The 15635-nt window shown below is 68.6% G+C and carries 17 protein-coding genes; 11 read left to right on the plus strand and 6 right to left on the minus strand.

All coding sequences use genetic code 11. The features are described 5' to 3' along the window. Window positions 1-16: 16 nt before the first annotated feature. From ABL843_RS02540 to ABL843_RS02555, 4 genes are read left to right on the plus strand one after another with little or no spacing between them, the layout of a single operon-like run. Window positions 17-853 carry an isocitrate lyase/PEP mutase family protein gene (locus tag ABL843_RS02540; protein ID WP_418118859.1) on the plus strand — a complete coding sequence of 279 codons (837 nt, stop codon included), beginning with the start codon at window positions 17-19 and terminating at the stop codon, window positions 851-853. A gap of 42 nt (window positions 854-895) precedes the next feature. Further along, a complete protein-coding gene (locus ABL843_RS02545) occupies window positions 896-1642 on the plus strand; it encodes an energy-coupling factor ABC transporter ATP-binding protein (RefSeq protein WP_418118860.1) in 747 nt (248 codons plus the stop codon). After that, window positions 1635-2228 (plus strand): energy-coupling factor transporter transmembrane component T family protein, encoded by a 594-nt coding sequence (locus ABL843_RS02550; protein ID WP_418118861.1) that lies wholly within the window; start codon window positions 1635-1637, stop codon window positions 2226-2228. The genes ABL843_RS02545 and ABL843_RS02550 overlap by 8 nt, the downstream gene beginning before the upstream one ends. A gap of 39 nt (window positions 2229-2267) precedes the next feature. Continuing rightward, a complete protein-coding gene (locus ABL843_RS02555) occupies window positions 2268-2861 on the plus strand; it encodes a biotin transporter BioY (RefSeq protein WP_126022274.1) in 594 nt (197 codons plus the stop codon). A gap of 10 nt (window positions 2862-2871) precedes the next feature. Here ABL843_RS02555 and ABL843_RS02560 read toward each other — a convergent pair whose 3' ends face one another. Beyond that, window positions 2872-3351 (minus strand): DUF6314 family protein, encoded by a 480-nt coding sequence (locus tag ABL843_RS02560; RefSeq protein ID WP_418118862.1) that lies wholly within the window; start codon window positions 3349-3351, stop codon window positions 2872-2874. Between the two features lie 186 nt (window positions 3352-3537). Between ABL843_RS02560 and ABL843_RS02565 the strand changes: the two genes are divergently transcribed. Next, window positions 3538-3918 (plus strand): helicase SNF2, encoded by a 381-nt coding sequence (locus tag ABL843_RS02565; RefSeq protein ID WP_093203701.1) that lies wholly within the window; start codon window positions 3538-3540, stop codon window positions 3916-3918. Window positions 3919-4000: 82 nt separating this feature from the next. On the opposite strand, the gene ABL843_RS02570 is transcribed toward ABL843_RS02565, so the two are convergent. After that, complete coding sequence (locus ABL843_RS02570) at window positions 4001-4657, minus strand: hypothetical protein (RefSeq protein WP_418118863.1); 657 nt, start codon at window positions 4655-4657, stop codon at window positions 4001-4003. A 244-nt stretch (window positions 4658-4901) separates the two neighbouring features. Here ABL843_RS02570 and ABL843_RS02575 point away from each other — a divergent pair, with 244 nt between their 5' ends. The 5 genes from ABL843_RS02575 to ABL843_RS02595 are packed head-to-tail and all read left to right on the plus strand — an operon-like array spanning window position 4902 to window position 10683. After that, a complete protein-coding gene (locus ABL843_RS02575; RefSeq protein ID WP_418118864.1) occupies window positions 4902-5507 on the plus strand; it encodes a DUF6891 domain-containing protein in 606 nt (201 codons plus the stop codon). Continuing rightward, the gene (locus ABL843_RS02580) at window positions 5504-7297 is read left to right on the plus strand and encodes a VanW family protein (RefSeq protein WP_418118865.1); all 1794 of its coding nucleotides are present in this window, start codon (window positions 5504-5506) and stop codon (window positions 7295-7297) included. Before ABL843_RS02575 ends, ABL843_RS02580 begins: the two co-directional genes overlap by 4 nt. A gap of 16 nt (window positions 7298-7313) precedes the next feature. Further along, complete coding sequence (locus ABL843_RS02585) at window positions 7314-7910, plus strand: hypothetical protein (protein ID WP_418118866.1); 597 nt, start codon at window positions 7314-7316, stop codon at window positions 7908-7910. A 49-nt stretch (window positions 7911-7959) separates the two neighbouring features. Continuing rightward, window positions 7960-9645 carry an FxLYD domain-containing protein gene (locus ABL843_RS02590; RefSeq protein ID WP_418118867.1) on the plus strand — a complete coding sequence of 562 codons (1686 nt, stop codon included), beginning with the start codon at window positions 7960-7962 and terminating at the stop codon, window positions 9643-9645. 45 nt (window positions 9646-9690) lie between these two features. Further along, on the plus strand, window positions 9691-10683 hold the full coding sequence (locus ABL843_RS02595) for an LLM class flavin-dependent oxidoreductase (RefSeq protein WP_418120431.1): 993 nt from the start codon (window positions 9691-9693) through the stop codon (window positions 10681-10683). 12 nt (window positions 10684-10695) lie between these two features. Here ABL843_RS02595 and ABL843_RS02600 read toward each other — a convergent pair whose 3' ends face one another. Beyond that, window positions 10696-12426 (minus strand): long-chain-fatty-acid--CoA ligase, encoded by a 1731-nt coding sequence (locus ABL843_RS02600; RefSeq protein WP_418118868.1) that lies wholly within the window; start codon window positions 12424-12426, stop codon window positions 10696-10698. Between the two features lie 187 nt (window positions 12427-12613). Here ABL843_RS02600 and mnmA point away from each other — a divergent pair, with 187 nt between their 5' ends. Then, window positions 12614-13726 carry a tRNA 2-thiouridine(34) synthase MnmA gene (gene mnmA / locus ABL843_RS02605; RefSeq protein ID WP_418118869.1) on the plus strand — a complete coding sequence of 371 codons (1113 nt, stop codon included), beginning with the start codon at window positions 12614-12616 and terminating at the stop codon, window positions 13724-13726. A 14-nt stretch (window positions 13727-13740) separates the two neighbouring features. Here the strand turns inward: mnmA and ABL843_RS02610 are convergent, their stop codons facing one another. The 3 genes from ABL843_RS02610 to ABL843_RS02620 all read right to left on the minus strand — a co-directional run bounded on the left by ABL843_RS02610 (window position 13741) and on the right by ABL843_RS02620 (window position 15470). After that, window positions 13741-14229 carry an NUDIX hydrolase gene (locus ABL843_RS02610; protein ID WP_418118870.1) on the minus strand — a complete coding sequence of 163 codons (489 nt, stop codon included), beginning with the start codon at window positions 14227-14229 and terminating at the stop codon, window positions 13741-13743. 11 nt (window positions 14230-14240) lie between these two features. Next, complete coding sequence (locus ABL843_RS02615; protein ID WP_418118872.1) at window positions 14241-14675, minus strand: DUF4019 domain-containing protein; 435 nt, start codon at window positions 14673-14675, stop codon at window positions 14241-14243. A gap of 78 nt (window positions 14676-14753) precedes the next feature. Beyond that, window positions 14754-15470 carry a response regulator transcription factor gene (locus ABL843_RS02620; protein ID WP_126022262.1) on the minus strand — a complete coding sequence of 239 codons (717 nt, stop codon included), beginning with the start codon at window positions 15468-15470 and terminating at the stop codon, window positions 14754-14756. Window positions 15471-15635 lie beyond the last annotated feature (165 nt).

A 15635-nucleotide genomic window follows, 5' to 3' on the forward strand; every position in this document is an offset into this window, starting at 1 on the left:
TGCCGAACGGATGACCATGCGAGCCAGCGACGCGCAGCAAAAGACAGAAACATTCTACCGACTCCACGAGGGCCCCGCGCCGCTGGTGCTCGTCAACGCATGGGACGCCGCGAGCGCCCGCATCGTCGAGCGCGCCGGGGCCGGCGCCATCGGCACCACCAGCGCGGGCATGGCCTGGTCGCTGGGCTATGCCGACGGCGAGCGCATGCCGGTCGATGAACTGCTCGCGGCCTGCGCGCGCATCTGCCGCGTGGCGGGTGTGCCGGTGAGCGTGGACATCGAAAGCGGCTTCGGCGACAGCGCGCAGGCGGTGCGCGAAGTTGTGGCCGAACTGATCGGCATGGGCGCGGCCGGCATCAACATCGAGGACGGCACCCGGCCCGGCACGCGCGAGCTGGCGTCGCCCGAGGTGCTGCGCGAGCGCATCGCGGCCATCCGCGGGCTGGATGCGCGCTTCTTCATCAACGCGCGCACCGACGTGTACTTCGTGCCATGGGACGACCCGGTGGCGCGCTTCGAGGAGGCGCTGCGCCGCGCGAAGCTCTACGCGGCGGCGGGCGCGGACGGCATCTTCGTGCCGGGCATGTCCGACTCCGACGAGATCGCGCGGCTGGCCGGCGCGCTGGAACTGCCGCTCAACGTGTACGCGGGCTATGCGGGGGCGCCGTCGGCCGATGCCTTCGCGAAGGCCGGCGCGCGGCGCATCAGCCTGGGCTGCGGGCCGCTGCAGTCGGCGCTGGGCCTGGTGAACCGCATCGCTGCCGAGGCCTTCGGGCAGGGCCGCTTCGGCAAGATGGGCGAGGGGATGCTGTCGGTGGGCGAGCTCAACGCGCTCTTTCCCGCCACGGCCTGAGCCCCGCGCCGCCAGAGCGGCTTCGGGTACAGTGGGCGCCCCTTGCCGCAGCCCAGCCCGTCAGAAACCGTCTCTTCGCACAGCATCCGCCTCGATGCGGTGACGCTGGTGCGCGGCAGCCACCGCGTGTTCGAGGGGCTGACGCTCGACCTGCAGGAGATGCGCATCGGCCTCGTCGGCGACAACGGCGCGGGCAAGAGCAGCCTGTTCCGCCTCATCAGCGGGCTCGACCAGCCCGAGCAAGGGCGCGTGGTGGTGCATGGCTGCGACACGCAGGCCGACCGCGGCCAGCTCGCGAAGCATGTCGGCCTGATGTTCCAGAACCCCGACGACCAGATCATCTTTCCGACCGTGGCCGAGGAACTGGCCTTCAGCCTCACCGCGCGCGGCGAGACGCGGCAGGCGGCGCGCCAGCAGGCGCGCGACTTCCTCGCGCGGCGCGGGCTCGAAGCCTGGGCTGGGCGCGCGGTGAGCGAGCTGAGCCAGGGCCAGCGCCAGCAGGTATGCCTGCTGGCCCTGCAGATCAGCGAGCCGGCCACGCTGCTGCTCGACGAGCCCTTCGCCAGCCTCGACCTGCTGAGCCAGGCGCGGCTGGCCGCGCAGCTGCAGGAGAGCGATCACCAGATCCTCGTGTCCACGCACCTGCTGGAGCATGTGTACGACTTCGAGCGCGTGCTGTGGCTCGAGCAGGGCAGGGTGCGCGCCGACGGGCCGGGCCGGGAGATCTGCGAAGCCTATGCCGAAGACGTGCGCGAGCGCGCGGCGGCCGAGCGGGGGCGCCATGCGTAGCCTCTATTCGGAACAGCCGACGTGGCTGCATGCGATTGCGGCGTGGCTGAAGCTCGCGGTGCTGTCGATGTGCGGCACTCTGCTGGTGCTGGTCGAGCGGCCTGTCTATCTGGCGGTGGCCTGCGCGGTGGTGCTGCTGGGGTTCGCGTCGCTCGGCCGGCCGGCGTGGCGGCGCATACGCATGCTGCTCGGCGTGGCCATCGCGGGCGGGCTGATCGTCGCCTTCCACTGGGCAATGGGCACCACGCTGCTCGGCGCGGCGAGTGCGCTGCGGCTGGCCAGCGCGGCCACGCTCGCGCTGATGCTCACGCTCACCACGCGCTTCGAGGACCTGCTGGCGGTGCTCGAAGCCGTGCTGCATCCGCTGCAGCGCTTCGGCGTGCCCACGGAGCGCATCGCGCTCGGCCTTGGCCTGATGCTGCGCTTCGCCGAAAATTTCTATGTGCAGTGGCAGCGCCTGGACGACGCCTACCGTGCGCGCTCGGGCCATGGCGGCGGGCTGCGGCTGCTGGCGCCGCTGACCATCCGCACGTTGCAGACGGCCGAGCGCGTGGCCGATGCGTTGGCCGCACGGCTCGGGCGCTGAGCCTCTTTTTTCGTTTTTTTCTTCTCGATTGCCATCGCCATGACCACCACTTCAGGCTCCCTCGCTTCCTCCCGTTCGCTGGCGTACATCGCGCTCTTCGCGGCGCTGATGGCGGTGTTCGGCCTGATCCCCAAGATCGACCTGCCTTTCGGCGTGCCGATCACGCTGCAGTCGCTGGGTGTGATGCTCGCCGGTTGCCTGCTCGGGCCTCGCCGGGGCTTCCTGGCCATCGCGTTGTTCCTGCTGGCGGTGGCGCTGGGGCTGCCGCTCTTGCCCGGCGGCCGTGGCGGCTTGAGCGTGTTCGTGGCGCCGGCCGGCGGCTTCCTGTTCGGCTGGATGTTCGGCGCCTTCGCCTGCGGCCTGCTGATGCGCCTGGCCGTGCGCCGCATCGGCGGCGCGACGGGCCTTCCGCTGCTGGCGGCTGCCTTCCTCTCGGCGCTGGTCGGCGGGATCGGCGTGGTCTACGCCTTCGGCATCGTCGGGCTCTCGTTGATCGCGCACATGTCGCTGTCGCAGGCTGCGCTGGCCATGCTGGTGTTCATTCCGGGCGACCTCATCAAGTGCGGCATCTGCGCGATGCTCGTGCAGACGGTGATGCGCGGCATGCCGGGCTGGCGGCTGGACCGCGACTGAATGGCCTCGTTCAGCCCAGGCGGCTGAAGACCGTGTCCGAGAGGTAGTCCTTGCGCGGGCCGTGTACCACGTGGCGGATGCCGAAGGAGCCGTCGGGCAGGAAGCGGTAGCTGCTGTCGTAGGTGTCGGGCGTGCACAGGTGCGTGGCCGAACCGGCGAGCGTGCCGCCGTCGCGCACGATGGCGATGGCGTGGAAGAGGCGCGGCGGCGTTTCGGCGAAGTGCACGACGAAGCCGTTCGGCGCACGCTCGAAGACGTATTCGCGGTGCCCGTCGAACTCCTTGCCGTCGGCCAGGCGGATGCGGCCTTCCTCGCGGTACTTCAGCATGTCGGGCGTTTCGAGCGGCGTGAAGGAGGCGACGCCGCTCATGGTGGCCTGGCCCTCGATGTTGCGCCGCAGGCTCCATTCGCCCGCGAGCCGGTCGAACACGGTCCCGGGGCTGCCCCAGGGGGACGAAATCGGTGAAAGGGCGGGGGCCGGGTCGCTCATGCGGGGACTCTACGACAGGCGGTGATCTGCGTTCCTGGCGGTTGATTGTTTCCGTGGCGTGAACACCGCGGTTCCATTGTCTAAGGGTTTTTACTTAGATAACGGCGCACAATTCTTCCCATGGACCAGCCCTTCAGCTGATCCAGACCAAGAACCAGAACCGAACCAATTGAAGGACCCATCCAAATGACCGCCTCGAAGCTCCTCTCCGCCGTTTCTCTCGCCCTGCTGGCCGCCGCTGGCGTTGCCCACGCCGAAACCTATGAAGGCGTGCACCAGCTGACCTCGGCCGCCAGCCGCGCCGACGTCGCCAGCCAGGCCGTGGTTGCCGCGCACAGCGCCAACCCGTACGCCACCGGTGCCAACGCCGGCCCGGCCCAGGCGATCGTCTCGACGGCCAGCCGTTCCGCCGTTCGCGCCGAAGCCGTGGCTGCCGCCCGCAGCGGTGACCCGTACGCCGAAGGCGCTTCGTCCGGCGTGGCCCCGATCGTGGCCAGCTCGGTGGACCGCGCCGCAGTTCGCGCCGCAGCCCGCGCTGCCGCTCACGGCGACGCACTGCCGCTGTAATCCGCTGCAGAGCTGAGGACAGACAGAGAAGGCCGGGCCATGCGGAATGCATGGCCCGGCCTTTTTGCGTCCGTGTTCAGAATTAGCGCGCGGGCAGCAGTCGCAGCGCGGCGGTGAGTATGGGCACGCCGGTGTCGTCAGTCGCGTCGCGCAGCTCGACCGACCACAGCGGGGCATCGAGCCCAGGGGCCGTGCGCAGTTCGCAGGCGTAGAGAACCCGGCCGTCACGCGTTTCCTCGCGCGAGGCGATGGCCTCGCAGCAGCATTCGCCAACAGCATCGAGCGTGCGGTGCAGCATCAGTCGCATGGCGATGCGCTGCGGCGCCACCGTGCGCTCGCCTTCCTGCGCAGCGGGTACCGTTGCGCGCAGGCGCAGCTCCAGCGGCTCGCCGACGCGCAAGCCTTCCCCGCGCTCCAGCGACATGTTCTCCAGCGCCACCCGCACCCGGCGGCGCTCGCGCAGCCTCGCGGCGACGGCCGTCACGGCCAGCACAGAGAAGACGCCGAAGAACGGCAGCCCCACCAGCATCCAGAGCCAATGCCAGCCGCCTGCCAGCGACCAGCGCATCGCCTGCAGGCCGAACACCGCCATGAAGACCAGCACCGCCAGTGCGACCAGCCACGCGAGCCAGTCGGCGGCCGGCTTCGGCGCGCGCTCCGTGGCCTGCGGCATGGCGGAGGTCCACGCGGTGGGCGACTGTGCGTCGAACGGCGAGGCTGGAAAGGAGGGCTGGGGCATGAAGAGCCGACGAGCATAGCCAGTCGCGCAGCGCAGGCCATCCGGCCGGGCAGCCTTCGCCTAAAGGCGCATTGCCTTGCCCTGAGGCATCCTTCATGATGGTGCGGTGCGAAAGGGTGACCCAGGACATCATGCTTTCGCATTACTGCGCCATGGTGGTGCGCCCGGGTGAAAATACCAGCACGCTTCCGCCAGGAAAAAAGAAAGCATGACCCGTTGCCGCCGAGGCGGCAGCACAACACGCATGGCACTTACTCTCGACCCAGAAGACACGCGCGGACGCATCCACGACCTGGTGTGGAGCGGCTTCCATCCCGATGCCGATGTCGAGTGGATGATCACCGACGAGTACCTCGATCCCGACGAGATCACCTACGAGGACCGCGCCTGGGTCAAGGCCGAGGCCGCGAGCGCATGCGCCGCCAAGCGCGCCGCCGAGGCCGGCTGGCCCGAACAGACCGAATACGACCGGCTCGAAGCTGTGTTCGAGCAACTGCGCAGCGAGAAGATCATCGCGCTGCACCGCGCGGGCAACACGCTCGCCGACGGCCACGACGACGTGCGCGAGCAATGGCGTGCCGCGGGCCGCATGGAATCCGGCATCCGCGGCTGCTGCTTCTATCACGCACAGGATCTCGAACGGGCGGTGCGCACCGGCCGCCTCCACCTGGCCTTCAGCGGCGGGATGATTCCCGAGATCGAGCAGCGCGAAGCCAACACCATGGCCGTGGGCCGCCGCATCGTCGAGCTGCTGCGCGCGGCCGGATTCGGCGTGCAGTGGAGCGGCAACATCGACGAGCGCATCGAAGCCGACCTCGGCCAATGGCGCAAGCGAGGCCCCTCCGCGTGAGCGTGCAGGCCTGGCAGCCGCCGCGCCGCATCGACGCGATCGATTTCTGGCTGCGCTCGCGGCTGCTGGCCACGGCCCACGCGCTGCGCGAGACGCTGCGGCCATCGGCCCGCCGGTGGACCGCCGGCACAAGCCACGCACTGGCCGACGCGCCCGTGCTCGCCCAATACCGCACGCCCCTGTGGACTGACGGCCGCGCGGACGAATTCCCCCTCGTGGCCGGCAAGGTGCAGAACCTGCGCGTGGCGCGCGGCGCCTTCGATGCCGTCGAGGTCCCGGCCGGTGAGGTGCTGAGCTTCTGGCGCCAACTGGGCAGGCCGGGCGCATGGCGCGGCTTCGTGCAGGGCCGCGAGCTGCGCGGCGGCTGCGTGGTGCCGACGCTGGCTGGCGGGCTGTGCCAGCTGTCGAATGCGCTCGCCACCGTGGCGTCGCGCGCGGGCTTCGAGCTGGTGGAGCGGCACGGGCACACGGCGCGCATCGAACAGGCCGGCGAGCCGGGCTCGGATGCCGTCGACGCGACCGTGTTCTGGAACTACATCGATCTCAAGGTGCGCGCCAGGCATGCATGGCGGCTCGAAGTGGAGCTGACCGGGTCGGAACTGGTGCTGCGCATCCGCAGCCGTGGTGCATCTTCTGCGCCATTTGTGCCCGTCACCATGCGCCGCGCGAACGAAGAAACCGCAGCCGCATTGCCGGTGGCGCGCGGCTGCCTCAGCTGCGACCAGACCGCCTGCTTCCGCCATCGTCCGCAGGTCGATGTGGGGCCGCAGGGGCTCACCGTCGCGCTGCTCGACGCATGGACGCCGGAGTTCGCGCGCTACCTGCGCGAAGAGCATCCACGCGCGCAGCGCATGCAGCCGGTGCCGATGCGGCTCGCCTTCTGGCGCCGCAGCGCGACGGGCTGGCATCGCGAGCCCGCGGCCGCGGCTTCACAAGCACCGTGGGCCACGAGCCTGCGCCGTGCGCTGTGGCTGCGGCTGTGGGCGCGGCAGGCGGGGCGGCGGCAGGCCAGCCTGATCGACGGCCAGCGCTGGCTCGCGCAGGCCTTCGCGGCGCGGCTGAAGCCGCAGCACACGCAGCTGGTGGTCGAGCAGTCGCTGCTGCCGCACCTGCAGCGCCTTGGTGCGCTCGATGGCCGCAACGTCGTCGTGCTGGCCAGCGCGCTGCCGATGGCGGAGATCGAGCAGCGGCTGGACGAGGCCTCCCGGCGCTGGCCCGACGACGCCACCCTGCGCGACTTCCGTGCCGATCCTTCGCTGGTGCGTGCGGAGTCGATGGCGCTGGCCCGCGCTTCGGTCATCGTCACGCCGCATGCCGAAGTTGCACGGCAATTGGCGGCGCTGGCTCCGCTGGCGGTGCTGCGGAAGCTGGAATGGGCGCTGCCTCGGGCCAAGGCCGTTGCCCGCACGAATCCAGATCTTCCGCTCGTCGTCTTCGCCGCGAGCGCGCTGGCACGCAAGGGCGCGCGCGAACTCGCCGCGGCGCTGCAAGGCTGGCCGTGCCGCCTGCGTGTGCTGGGCTCGGCCTCGGACGATGCGCGGCTCTGGCAGGGCATCGGCCACGTCGAGCACATGAACTGGCAGGGCGACTGGCTGGCCGGCGCCGATGTGGTGGTGCTGCCCGCGCATGTGGAGCACGCACCGCGCGCGCTGCTGCGGGCCGTGGCAGCGGGCGTTCCGGTCGTTGCATCGACGGCCTGCGGCCTTGGCGCTCCGAGCGGCGTGCGCGAGATCGCGCCCGGCGACGTGGAGGTGCTTCGCACCGCGCTGCGTGCGGCCTGCGCTTCCTGAACGAAGAGGAACACGGGTGGCATCGACAGAACAGGCTCGCGCGGCACTGGCTCCGCACGGCGCGCTGGCGCCGCAGCTCGCCGCCGACCACTGGCACGGCGAGATCCCGCTGCCAGAAGCCATCTCGGCCTTCTACGAGCAGGTCGGCCCGCTGGGCAACTGGGTCAACGAGCGCGTGGGCCACGCGGGCCTCACCGTATCCACCGCGGGCAACCCGTTCAGCATTCCTCCGTTGGCGCGCCTGTGGTCGCAGCAAGCCGGCTATCGCTGGCATGGCATCACCGGCGAACGCCTCGCTTCATGGCCCGACCACTGGCTGGTGGTGGCCGACCAGGGCGCCGATCCTTTCATCTTCGACCTGCGCAGCGGCGCGATACAGTTCGCCCGGCATGGCGCGGGCGCGTGGGAAGACGACGGGCCGCTCTTCGCAGACATCTTCGAAATGGCCGCGTGCCTCGGCACCATCGGCCAGGTGTGGGACGAGGCGGGCGACGACATCTTCATGGACGACTTCTCGGTCAACCCGCTGCACCGCGCGCGCCTGATCGAGCGGCTCGCGCCGCTGGTCGGCGCAGGCCGGGCCGACGATCTCGCGGACCTCTTCGACTGGTAGAGAGCCGCGGGGACCGCGGCAAAAGAAAAACGGGAGCAGCATTTCAGACATGACCATCGATCTCCAGACGCTCAAGTGCGGCGAGTGCGGCAGCAGCGTGCTCAAGCGCACGGGCCTCAACGAATACACCTGCGAGCACTGCGGCTCCGTCACGCTGGTGGAAGACAACGTCTCCGACCGGCTGGAGCGCGTGCTCAACCAGGTGAAGAACGAGGCCGGCCGCCGGCTCGCGGCCGAGGAGGCGCGCAGGCAGGCGCTCATGATGCGCAAGGTCGGCATCGGTGTGGGCATTGCGGTGGGCGCGGTGCTGCTCTTCAGCGTGGTGGGCGTGTTCCTCGGCAGCCGCAATGCCGACACGCGCGCTGCATCGGGCTCGCAGCGTGTGGTGGCTGCGGTCGACCGCACCATTCCCGTCGACGGACTCAAGCTCGACGAGCCGCGCCAGGTGCTCGTGGGCAGCGGCAGCTCTGCCAGCCCCAAGCTGCTGGTAGTGGCGCGCAACGAAACCGGCAAGCCGCTGTCGCGCGCCGGCATCCGCGCCGTGTACTTCGACGGCGAGAGCAAGCTCGACGAGCGCAGCGAGATGCTGCCCGTGGCTGTGCTGGAACCCGGCGAGAGCGCCCCCGCGCTGATCGACATGCCCAGCGGCAAGAACGTGACGCGCCAGGAACTGCGCGTGCAGAAGCTGGCCGAGCCCTACAGCGCGGTGAAGGGGCCGCGAATGGCGTTCTCGCGCGTGCGGCTGGTGCAGCAGGGCGACCGCGTCCGGCTGGTGGGCCGCATCGTCAACGACCGCAAGGACGCCACCGTGCTCGGCGGCTTCGAGGTGCTGGCGACGCTGTACGACGACGCGGGGCAGGTGATCGGCTTCGGCCACGGCTATGGGCAGGCCAACGAGATCCAGCCCGGCGCACGCACCTCGGTGGACGTGAGCATCGCGCGCTTCGGCCGCGCGGCAGCCATCGCGGCGTGGGACTACCGCATCGGCTACAGCACCGTCGAGGCCTCGGGCGGGCGCACGCCGGTGCTCAATGCCGACCGCGTGATCCGCACCGCGGGCGGCCCGGAAAGCTTCAACCCCGAACTGCGCCTGGGCACCGACGACCTGCTGGCCGACGACAGCGAGCGCTTCGACGACAAGCTGCTCGAGCTGCTGCCGCTGGTGGACGGGCGCAACAACATCCAGCAGCGGCTCTTCCTGGGCGAACTGGTCAACCGCAGCACCGATGCCGTGGTGCTCGCGCCGGGCGGCGTGATCTCGCGCTTCAGCGGCAGCAAGGCGCACGGCACGACCACGATCTCGGGGCTGGCCTACCTGTATCCCGGGGAGCGCTTTCCCATCTACCTGGAGCCGCAGGACATGGAGCGCATCACCGACACGCGCATCGAATGGAAGCCGATGCGCCGCGCAGCGCTGCCCGGCCCGCGCAAGCCGCTGGAGGTGAAGGTGACGGGCACCAAGGCCGAGATCGGCAGCGTGCTGCTCAACTTCAGCCAGCGCTTTTCGTACAAGTACGTGGTGGTCAGCGGCAGCGTGAAGAACCCGGGCACGGGCATCGTCGGCAAGGTGCGGCTGTGGGTGAGCCTGCGCGACCGCAACGGGCAGCTCACGGGCTTCAAGCTGGTGGACAACCTGCCGGCCATCGCGCCGGGCGAGAGCGTGCCCTTCCAGGCGAGCGTGGAGCAGAACGGCCGCGACTTCGCGAGCGTGACCACGCTATACCAAACCGAATAGCCCCTGGGGCGACGGAATTGAGCGGTTCGCGCCATGATCGCGCCCATGATTCCGTTCTCCATCCTCGACCTTTCCCCGATCACCGAGGGCAGCGACGCCGCGCAGTCGTTCCGCAACTCGCTCTCGCTGGCGCAGCATGGTGAGAAACTGGGCTACACGCGCTACTGGCTGGCCGAGCACCACGGCATGCCGGGCATCGCGAGCGCGGCCACCGCCGTGCTGCTGGCCTACGTGGGGGCGGGCACTTCCACCATCCGCATCGGCGCCGGCGGCGTGATGCTGCCGAACCACTCGCCGCTGGTGATCGCCGAGCAGTTCGGTACGCTGGAGTCGCTCTACCCCGGGCGTGTCGACCTCGGCCTGGGACGCGCGCCGGGTTCCGACCAGCGCACCGCGCGGGCCCTGCGGCGCAACCTGGAGTCGGACGCCGACCAGTTCCCGCAGGACGTGATCGAGCTGATGGACTTCATGTCGAAGAATCCGCAGCAGCCGGTGCGCGCCGTGCCCGGCGCGGGGCTGGAGGTGCCGGTGTGGATCCTGGGCTCCAGCACCTTCGGCGCGCAGCTCGCGGCGCACCTGGGGCTGCCCTATGCCTTCGCCTCGCACTTCGCGCCGCAGCAGATCATGCAGGCTATCCAGATCTACCGCGAGACCTTCAAGCCCTCGGCGCAGCTGCAGAAGCCGTACGTGATGCTGGGCTTCAACGTGTTCGCGGCCGACACCGACGAGGAGGCCGAGTTCCGCGCCACCTCATGGCAGCAGGCCTTCGTGAACCTGCGCAGCGGCCGTCCGGGGCGCCTGCCGCCGCCGGTGGAGGGCTACCGCCAGAAGGTCGGGCCGGCGGAGAACGCGCTGCTCGACTCGGTGCTGTCGTGCTCGGCAGTGGGTTCGGTCGAGACGGTGAAGAAGGGCGTGGAAGCCTTCGTCGCGCGCACCGGCGCCGACGAGCTCATGATCACCTCGCAGGTGTTCGACCACGCGGCCCGGCTGCGCTCCTACGAACTGCTCGCCGAGGCTTTCGGCCAGCAGAAGAAGTAGCCCTAGCCTGGCTCACACCGCCCGCTTGCGGGCTTCCTCGTCGACGAGGTCCTTCTTCGAGAGCTTGCCCACGGGCGTCTTGGGCAACTCTGCGCGGATCTCCAGCGCGCCGATCATCTCGTGCTTGCCGAGGCGGTCCTTCAGGAAGGCTTTCAGCGCGTCGAGCGTCAGCTCGGGCGCGCCTTCCTTGAGCTTCACGAAGGCCTTGGGCGACTGGCCGCGGTACTCGTCGGGGATGCCAATCACGCAGACCTCGGCCACCGATGGGTGCTCGTACACCGCCTCCTCCAGCACGCGCGGATAGACGTTGTAGCCGCCGCACAGCAGCATGTCCTTGGTGCGGTCGACGATGTAGAGGTAGCCGTCGGAATCCATCTTCGCGACGTCGCCGCTGCGGAAGTAGCCGTCGGCCGTCATCGAATCGGCCGTGGCCTTGGGGTTGTTCCAGTAGCCCTTCATCACGTTCGGGCCCTTGATGCAGAGCTCGCCCGCTTCGCCGAAGGTGGTGATGTCCTTCGCCGGATCGTCCAGGCTCACCAGCTTGATGCGAACCTGCGGCAGCGGCATGCCGCACGAGCCCGCCTTGCGCAGGCCGCGCGCGGGCGTGAAGGTGCCTACGGGCGAGGTCTCGGTCATGCCCCAGCCTTCGTTGAGATGGCAGCCTGTGAGTTCGAAGAAGCGCTGCTCCACCTCCACCGGCAGCGGCGCGCCGCCCGAGCCGCAGAACTTGAGCGAGCGCAGGTCCATTTCCTTCGCCTTGGGGTGCGAGAGGATGGCGGTGTACATCGTCGGCACGCCGGGGAACACGCTGATGCGGCTGGCGGCGAGCTCGTTCATCACCGCGTCGACGTCGAAGCGCGTGTGCAGCACCAGCGCCGCGCCCAGGCGCACGCCGAGCAGCATCGCTGCGCTGAGCGCGAAGATGTGGAAGAGCGGCAGCACCACCAGGAAGCGCTCCTTGCCTTCCTCCAGGATCGGCGGCTCGCCCCGGGTCGATTCGTAGTACTGCGCCGAGGCCGACGTGAGGTTGGCGTGGGTGAGCATCGCGCCCTTGGGCAGGCCGGTGGTGCCACCGGTGTATTGCAGCACCACGATCTCTTCCGTGAGGTCCCCCAGCGGATAGGTCTTGTGCGTGCCTTCGCTCTTCAGAAGGTCGGTGAAGGGCACGTGCCGGTCGTCCACGGGCACGGGGGCGATCTGGCCGGCGCCCTGCAGCTGGGCCTGCACCTTGTCGCCCATGGCGCCATAGTCGCCGAGGCTGCCGACCACCAGCTTCTTCAGGCGCGAGTTGTCGAGCAGGCGCGCCATCTGCGGGTAGAGGTTGACGAGGTCGAGCGTGACGAGGATGTCGGTGCGGCTGTCCTCGATCTTGTGGGCCAGCACGCGCTCGGCGTCCAGCGGCGAGTAATTGACCACCGTGCCGCCAGCTTTGAGCACCGCGAAGAAGGCGATCGGGTAGTGCGGCGTATTCGGCAGGTAGAGGCCGACATGCACGCCGGGCTTCACGCCCAGGTCCTGCAGGCCCTTGGCGGCGCGATCGACGGCGGCGCCAAGCTCGCGATAAGTAATGGCCTGGCCCATGAATTCGACAGCAGACCGCTCGGGCCAGCGCTCCACGGCTTCGTCGAGCATCTGCTGCACCGGCTTCACGGGCAGTTCGGCGTCCCAGCGCATGCCTTCGGGGTAGGCGCGTGTCCAGGGGAGGGTATCGCCGGCATTGGCGGCGGTGGAAGGTGTGGCCATGCGTCTTGTCTCCGCTTGCGGTTGTCTCGTGAATGGCGTGGCGGGTCTTGCTGCCGCCTTCGTCGGAATCACTTTAGCGCCGGCCTTCCCGTCGATGGCCTTCGGGCTGACAAACCGGCGACACGGGTTTTCCCGATTTCCCACACGCCGGAAGCCCCTTGCGCGGGGCTGGGACAATAGGGGGCTTATGGCAAAGCATCGGATCGTTGTGGGACTGAGCGGCGGAGTGGATTCCGCGGTGACGGCGCACCTGCTCAAGCAGCAGGGGCACGAGGTGGTCGGCATCTTCATGAAGAACTGGGAAGACGACGACGACAGCGAGTACTGCTCGTCGAACATCGACTTCGTGGACGCCGCCAGCGTGGCCGACGTGCTGGGCATCGAGATCGAGCACGTCAACTTCGCGGCCGACTACAAGGACCGCGTGTTCGCCGAGTTCCTGCGCGAGTACAAGGCCGGCCGCACGCCCAACCCCGACGTGCTGTGCAACGCCGAGATCAAGTTCAAGGCCTTCCTCGACCACGCCATGCGCCTGGGCGCCGAGAAGATCGCCACCGGCCACTACGCCCGCGTGCGGCTGGACGGGGCCACCGGCAGGCACGAGCTGCTCAAGGGGCTCGATCCGGCGAAGGACCAGAGCTACTTCCTGCACCGCCTGAACCAGGCTCAGCTGTCGAAGACGATGTTCCCGGTGGGCGAGCTGCACAAGACCGAGGTGCGCCGCATCGCCGAGGAAATCGGCCTTCCTAATGCGAAGAAGAAGGACTCGACCGGCATCTGCTTCATCGGCGAGCGGCCGTTCCGCGAATTCCTGAACCGCTACATCTCCAAGGAACCGGGGCCCATCAAGGACGACCGCGGCCGCAAGCTGGGCGAGCACCAGGGGCTGAGCTTCTACACGCTGGGGCAGCGGCAGGGGCTGGGCATCGGCGGCGTGAAGGAAAAGGGTGCGCAGCGCGGCTCGGGCGACCATTCGCCATGGTTCGTGGCGCGCAAGGACGTCGAGAAGAACACGCTGTGGGTGGTGCAGGGGCACGACCATCCCTGGCTGCTGTCGTCGGAGCTGAAGGCGGACGACGCGAGCTGGATTTCCGGCGAGGCGCCGGTGCCGGGCGCTTACGGTTCCAAGGCGCGCTATCGGCAGGCCGATGCGGCTTGCGAGATGGAGGCGGTGGAGGGCGGCGTGAATCCGGCCGCCTTCGGACTGCGCTTCGGCGACGCGCAGTGGGCGGTGACGCCGGGGCAGTCGGCCGTGCTCTATGACGGTGAACGCTGCCTTGGCGGCGGCGTCATCGTCTGACGAAGCTTTTCAACTCAGGGCACTGATCGCATCGATTCGTCGACGTGGATCAGGTCGAGCGGGTATCGCTTGCCGGCCAGATGGTCTTCCACGCACTGCAGCAGCAACGGGCTGCGGTGCCGCGCGACGCTCGCGCGGATCTCGTCGGCCGTCATCCAGACGGTGCGAACGATGCCTTTGTCGAGCGGGCGGCCTTCCTCGAACCTGCCAAGCGTGCCCATGAAAGCAAAGCGCATGTAGGTGATGTCTTCGCCGCCCTCCGCGAGCGGACGGGAACGTGCCATGTAGATGCCGATGAGCGCAGTTGGCATGAAATGATGGGCAGTTTCTTCCAGGGTCTCGCGGGCGCAGCCTTCGGCGGGTGATTCGCCGGGGTCGAGATGGCCTGCCGGCGTGTTGAGGCGCAGGCCGTCGGGAGTCTGCTCCTCGACCAGCAGGAAGCGCCCGTCGCGCTCGATCACCGCGGCGACGGTGACATTGGGCTTCCAGCGTTGAGTTGGCATCGTTTGGCCTTTTATTTCAATACATAGCCGCTGAAGCGCCAGACGCGGTCCTGGTCCAGGTGGAAACTGACGAGTTCGCGAACGGTCCCGTCAGGCTTGCCCGTGAAGCGGGTTTCATATTCGATGCTGATGTACTGGCCAGCAATGCCGGCATCAGCGTCGGCGACGACCTGTCGGTTGACCGCGACCCAGGTGCGCATCTGGGGCACGCTGATGGGCGCCCGGCTTCGGCTGACCTGGCTGGTGAAGTCGGCGCGCGTCACGCGATTGCGGGTCGCCGGCGTGGCGCCGTCCCAGAGTTCGGCGGCGCGGCCCTGGTCGATCATCTGGATCGCCATCAGGCCGCCGCGCACCATGTCGCTTGCTTCGACCTCTTCCGCGGTGGCGGGCCCCAGCCAGCTCCAGAGCAATGCGGTGGCGAGCAGCAGCCGGATCATCGGATTCATTCGTCTCGTTCCTTGGTGCGGCGCGCGCAGGGCGCAGGCCGTTGGAGAGACTACTGTAGCTCGCCCGGAATTCCGGGCTCAGCGCGCGCCGACCACTCCAGGCAGCGCGTCGGCCTCGATGGTTTCGAGCCGGTAGCCCAGCCCGTAGATGGCCAGCAGCAGGAAGCCGTTGGCCGGGCGCAGGTCGAGCTTGGTCCGCAGGCGGGAGATGTGGGTGTCGAGCGAGCGCGACAACGCCTCGATGCCCAGACCCCAGACGGCCTCGTGCAGATGCTCGCGCGAAAGCAGGCGGCCGAGGTTCTGGAACAGGAAGAGTGCGAGCTCGTATTCCCGATTCTTCAGTTCGACCTGTACGCCACGCACCTTGAGCACGCGCGAAGGTGGATAGAAGTGGTAGGGGCCGAAGATCAGCTCGTTTTCGTGCTGGGCCGGGTAGGAGCGGCGCAGCAGCGCATTGACGCGGGCTTCGAGCTCGCCGGCGCGGGCGGGCTTGGCCATGAAGTCGTCGGCGCCGGCATTGAGGCCCTCGACCATGTCGGCCTCGCCGGGCTTGTCGGAGACGAAAAGAATGGGAAGGCGGCTGTTGAGATCCCGGCGGATGGTCGCCACCACCTCCGAGCCCTTCATGTCGGGAAGATTCCAGCCGAGTATCAGCAGGTCGAAGGTCTGGCGGCGCATGGCCTGCAGCAGCGCCCTGCCTTCCGTATACGGGTGGCACTCGTGTTCGAGTGCAGTCATGGTTCGATTGATCTGCTTGATCTGATCAACACCGTCGTCGAGTACCGCGATTCGCATTCGAGCCCCTTTTTCCTCCCTTCGTCAGCTTCCGTGAACTGGCGATTGATGAGGGGAAGTGTATCTATCTGCGACTAAGGTAAAGTTTTTGGAATTGCAACTAATGCACGCAATTCGCCGATTTCTGAGGGCTTGTTAACGAAGTTGAATGCAGTTGGATACAAA

It is taken from the genome of Variovorax sp. 350MFTsu5.1 (assembly GCF_048302515.1).
GTDB lineage: Bacteria > Pseudomonadota > Gammaproteobacteria > Burkholderiales > Burkholderiaceae_C > Variovorax > Variovorax guangxiensis.

Coding starts and splice junctions, on each gene's coding strand:
- ABL843_RS02610 (WP_418118870.1), bottom strand. CDS start 14,229: ATGCCAACTCAACGCTGGAAGCCCAATGTCACCGTCGCCGCGGTGATC.
- ABL843_RS02575 (WP_418118864.1), top strand. CDS start 4,902: ATGGCACTTACTCTCGACCCAGAAGACACGCGCGGACGCATCCACGAC.
- ABL843_RS02570 (WP_418118863.1), bottom strand. CDS start 4,657: ATGCCCCAGCCCTCCTTTCCAGCCTCGCCGTTCGACGCACAGTCGCCC.
- ABL843_RS02595 (WP_418120431.1), top strand. CDS start 9,691: ATGATTCCGTTCTCCATCCTCGACCTTTCCCCGATCACCGAGGGCAGC.
- mnmA (WP_418118869.1), top strand. CDS start 12,614: ATGGCAAAGCATCGGATCGTTGTGGGACTGAGCGGCGGAGTGGATTCC.
- ABL843_RS02560 (WP_418118862.1), bottom strand. CDS start 3,351: ATGAGCGACCCGGCCCCCGCCCTTTCACCGATTTCGTCCCCCTGGGGC.
- ABL843_RS02600 (WP_418118868.1), bottom strand. CDS start 12,426: ATGGCCACACCTTCCACCGCCGCCAATGCCGGCGATACCCTCCCCTGG.
- ABL843_RS02550 (WP_418118861.1), top strand. CDS start 1,635: ATGCGTAGCCTCTATTCGGAACAGCCGACGTGGCTGCATGCGATTGCG.
- ABL843_RS02540 (WP_418118859.1), top strand. CDS start 17: ATGCGAGCCAGCGACGCGCAGCAAAAGACAGAAACATTCTACCGACTC.
- ABL843_RS02615 (WP_418118872.1), bottom strand. CDS start 14,675: ATGAATCCGATGATCCGGCTGCTGCTCGCCACCGCATTGCTCTGGAGC.
- ABL843_RS02565 (WP_093203701.1), top strand. CDS start 3,538: ATGACCGCCTCGAAGCTCCTCTCCGCCGTTTCTCTCGCCCTGCTGGCC.
- ABL843_RS02555 (WP_126022274.1), top strand. CDS start 2,268: ATGACCACCACTTCAGGCTCCCTCGCTTCCTCCCGTTCGCTGGCGTAC.
- ABL843_RS02620 (WP_126022262.1), bottom strand. CDS start 15,470: ATGCGAATCGCGGTACTCGACGACGGTGTTGATCAGATCAAGCAGATC.
- ABL843_RS02590 (WP_418118867.1), top strand. CDS start 7,960: ATGACCATCGATCTCCAGACGCTCAAGTGCGGCGAGTGCGGCAGCAGC.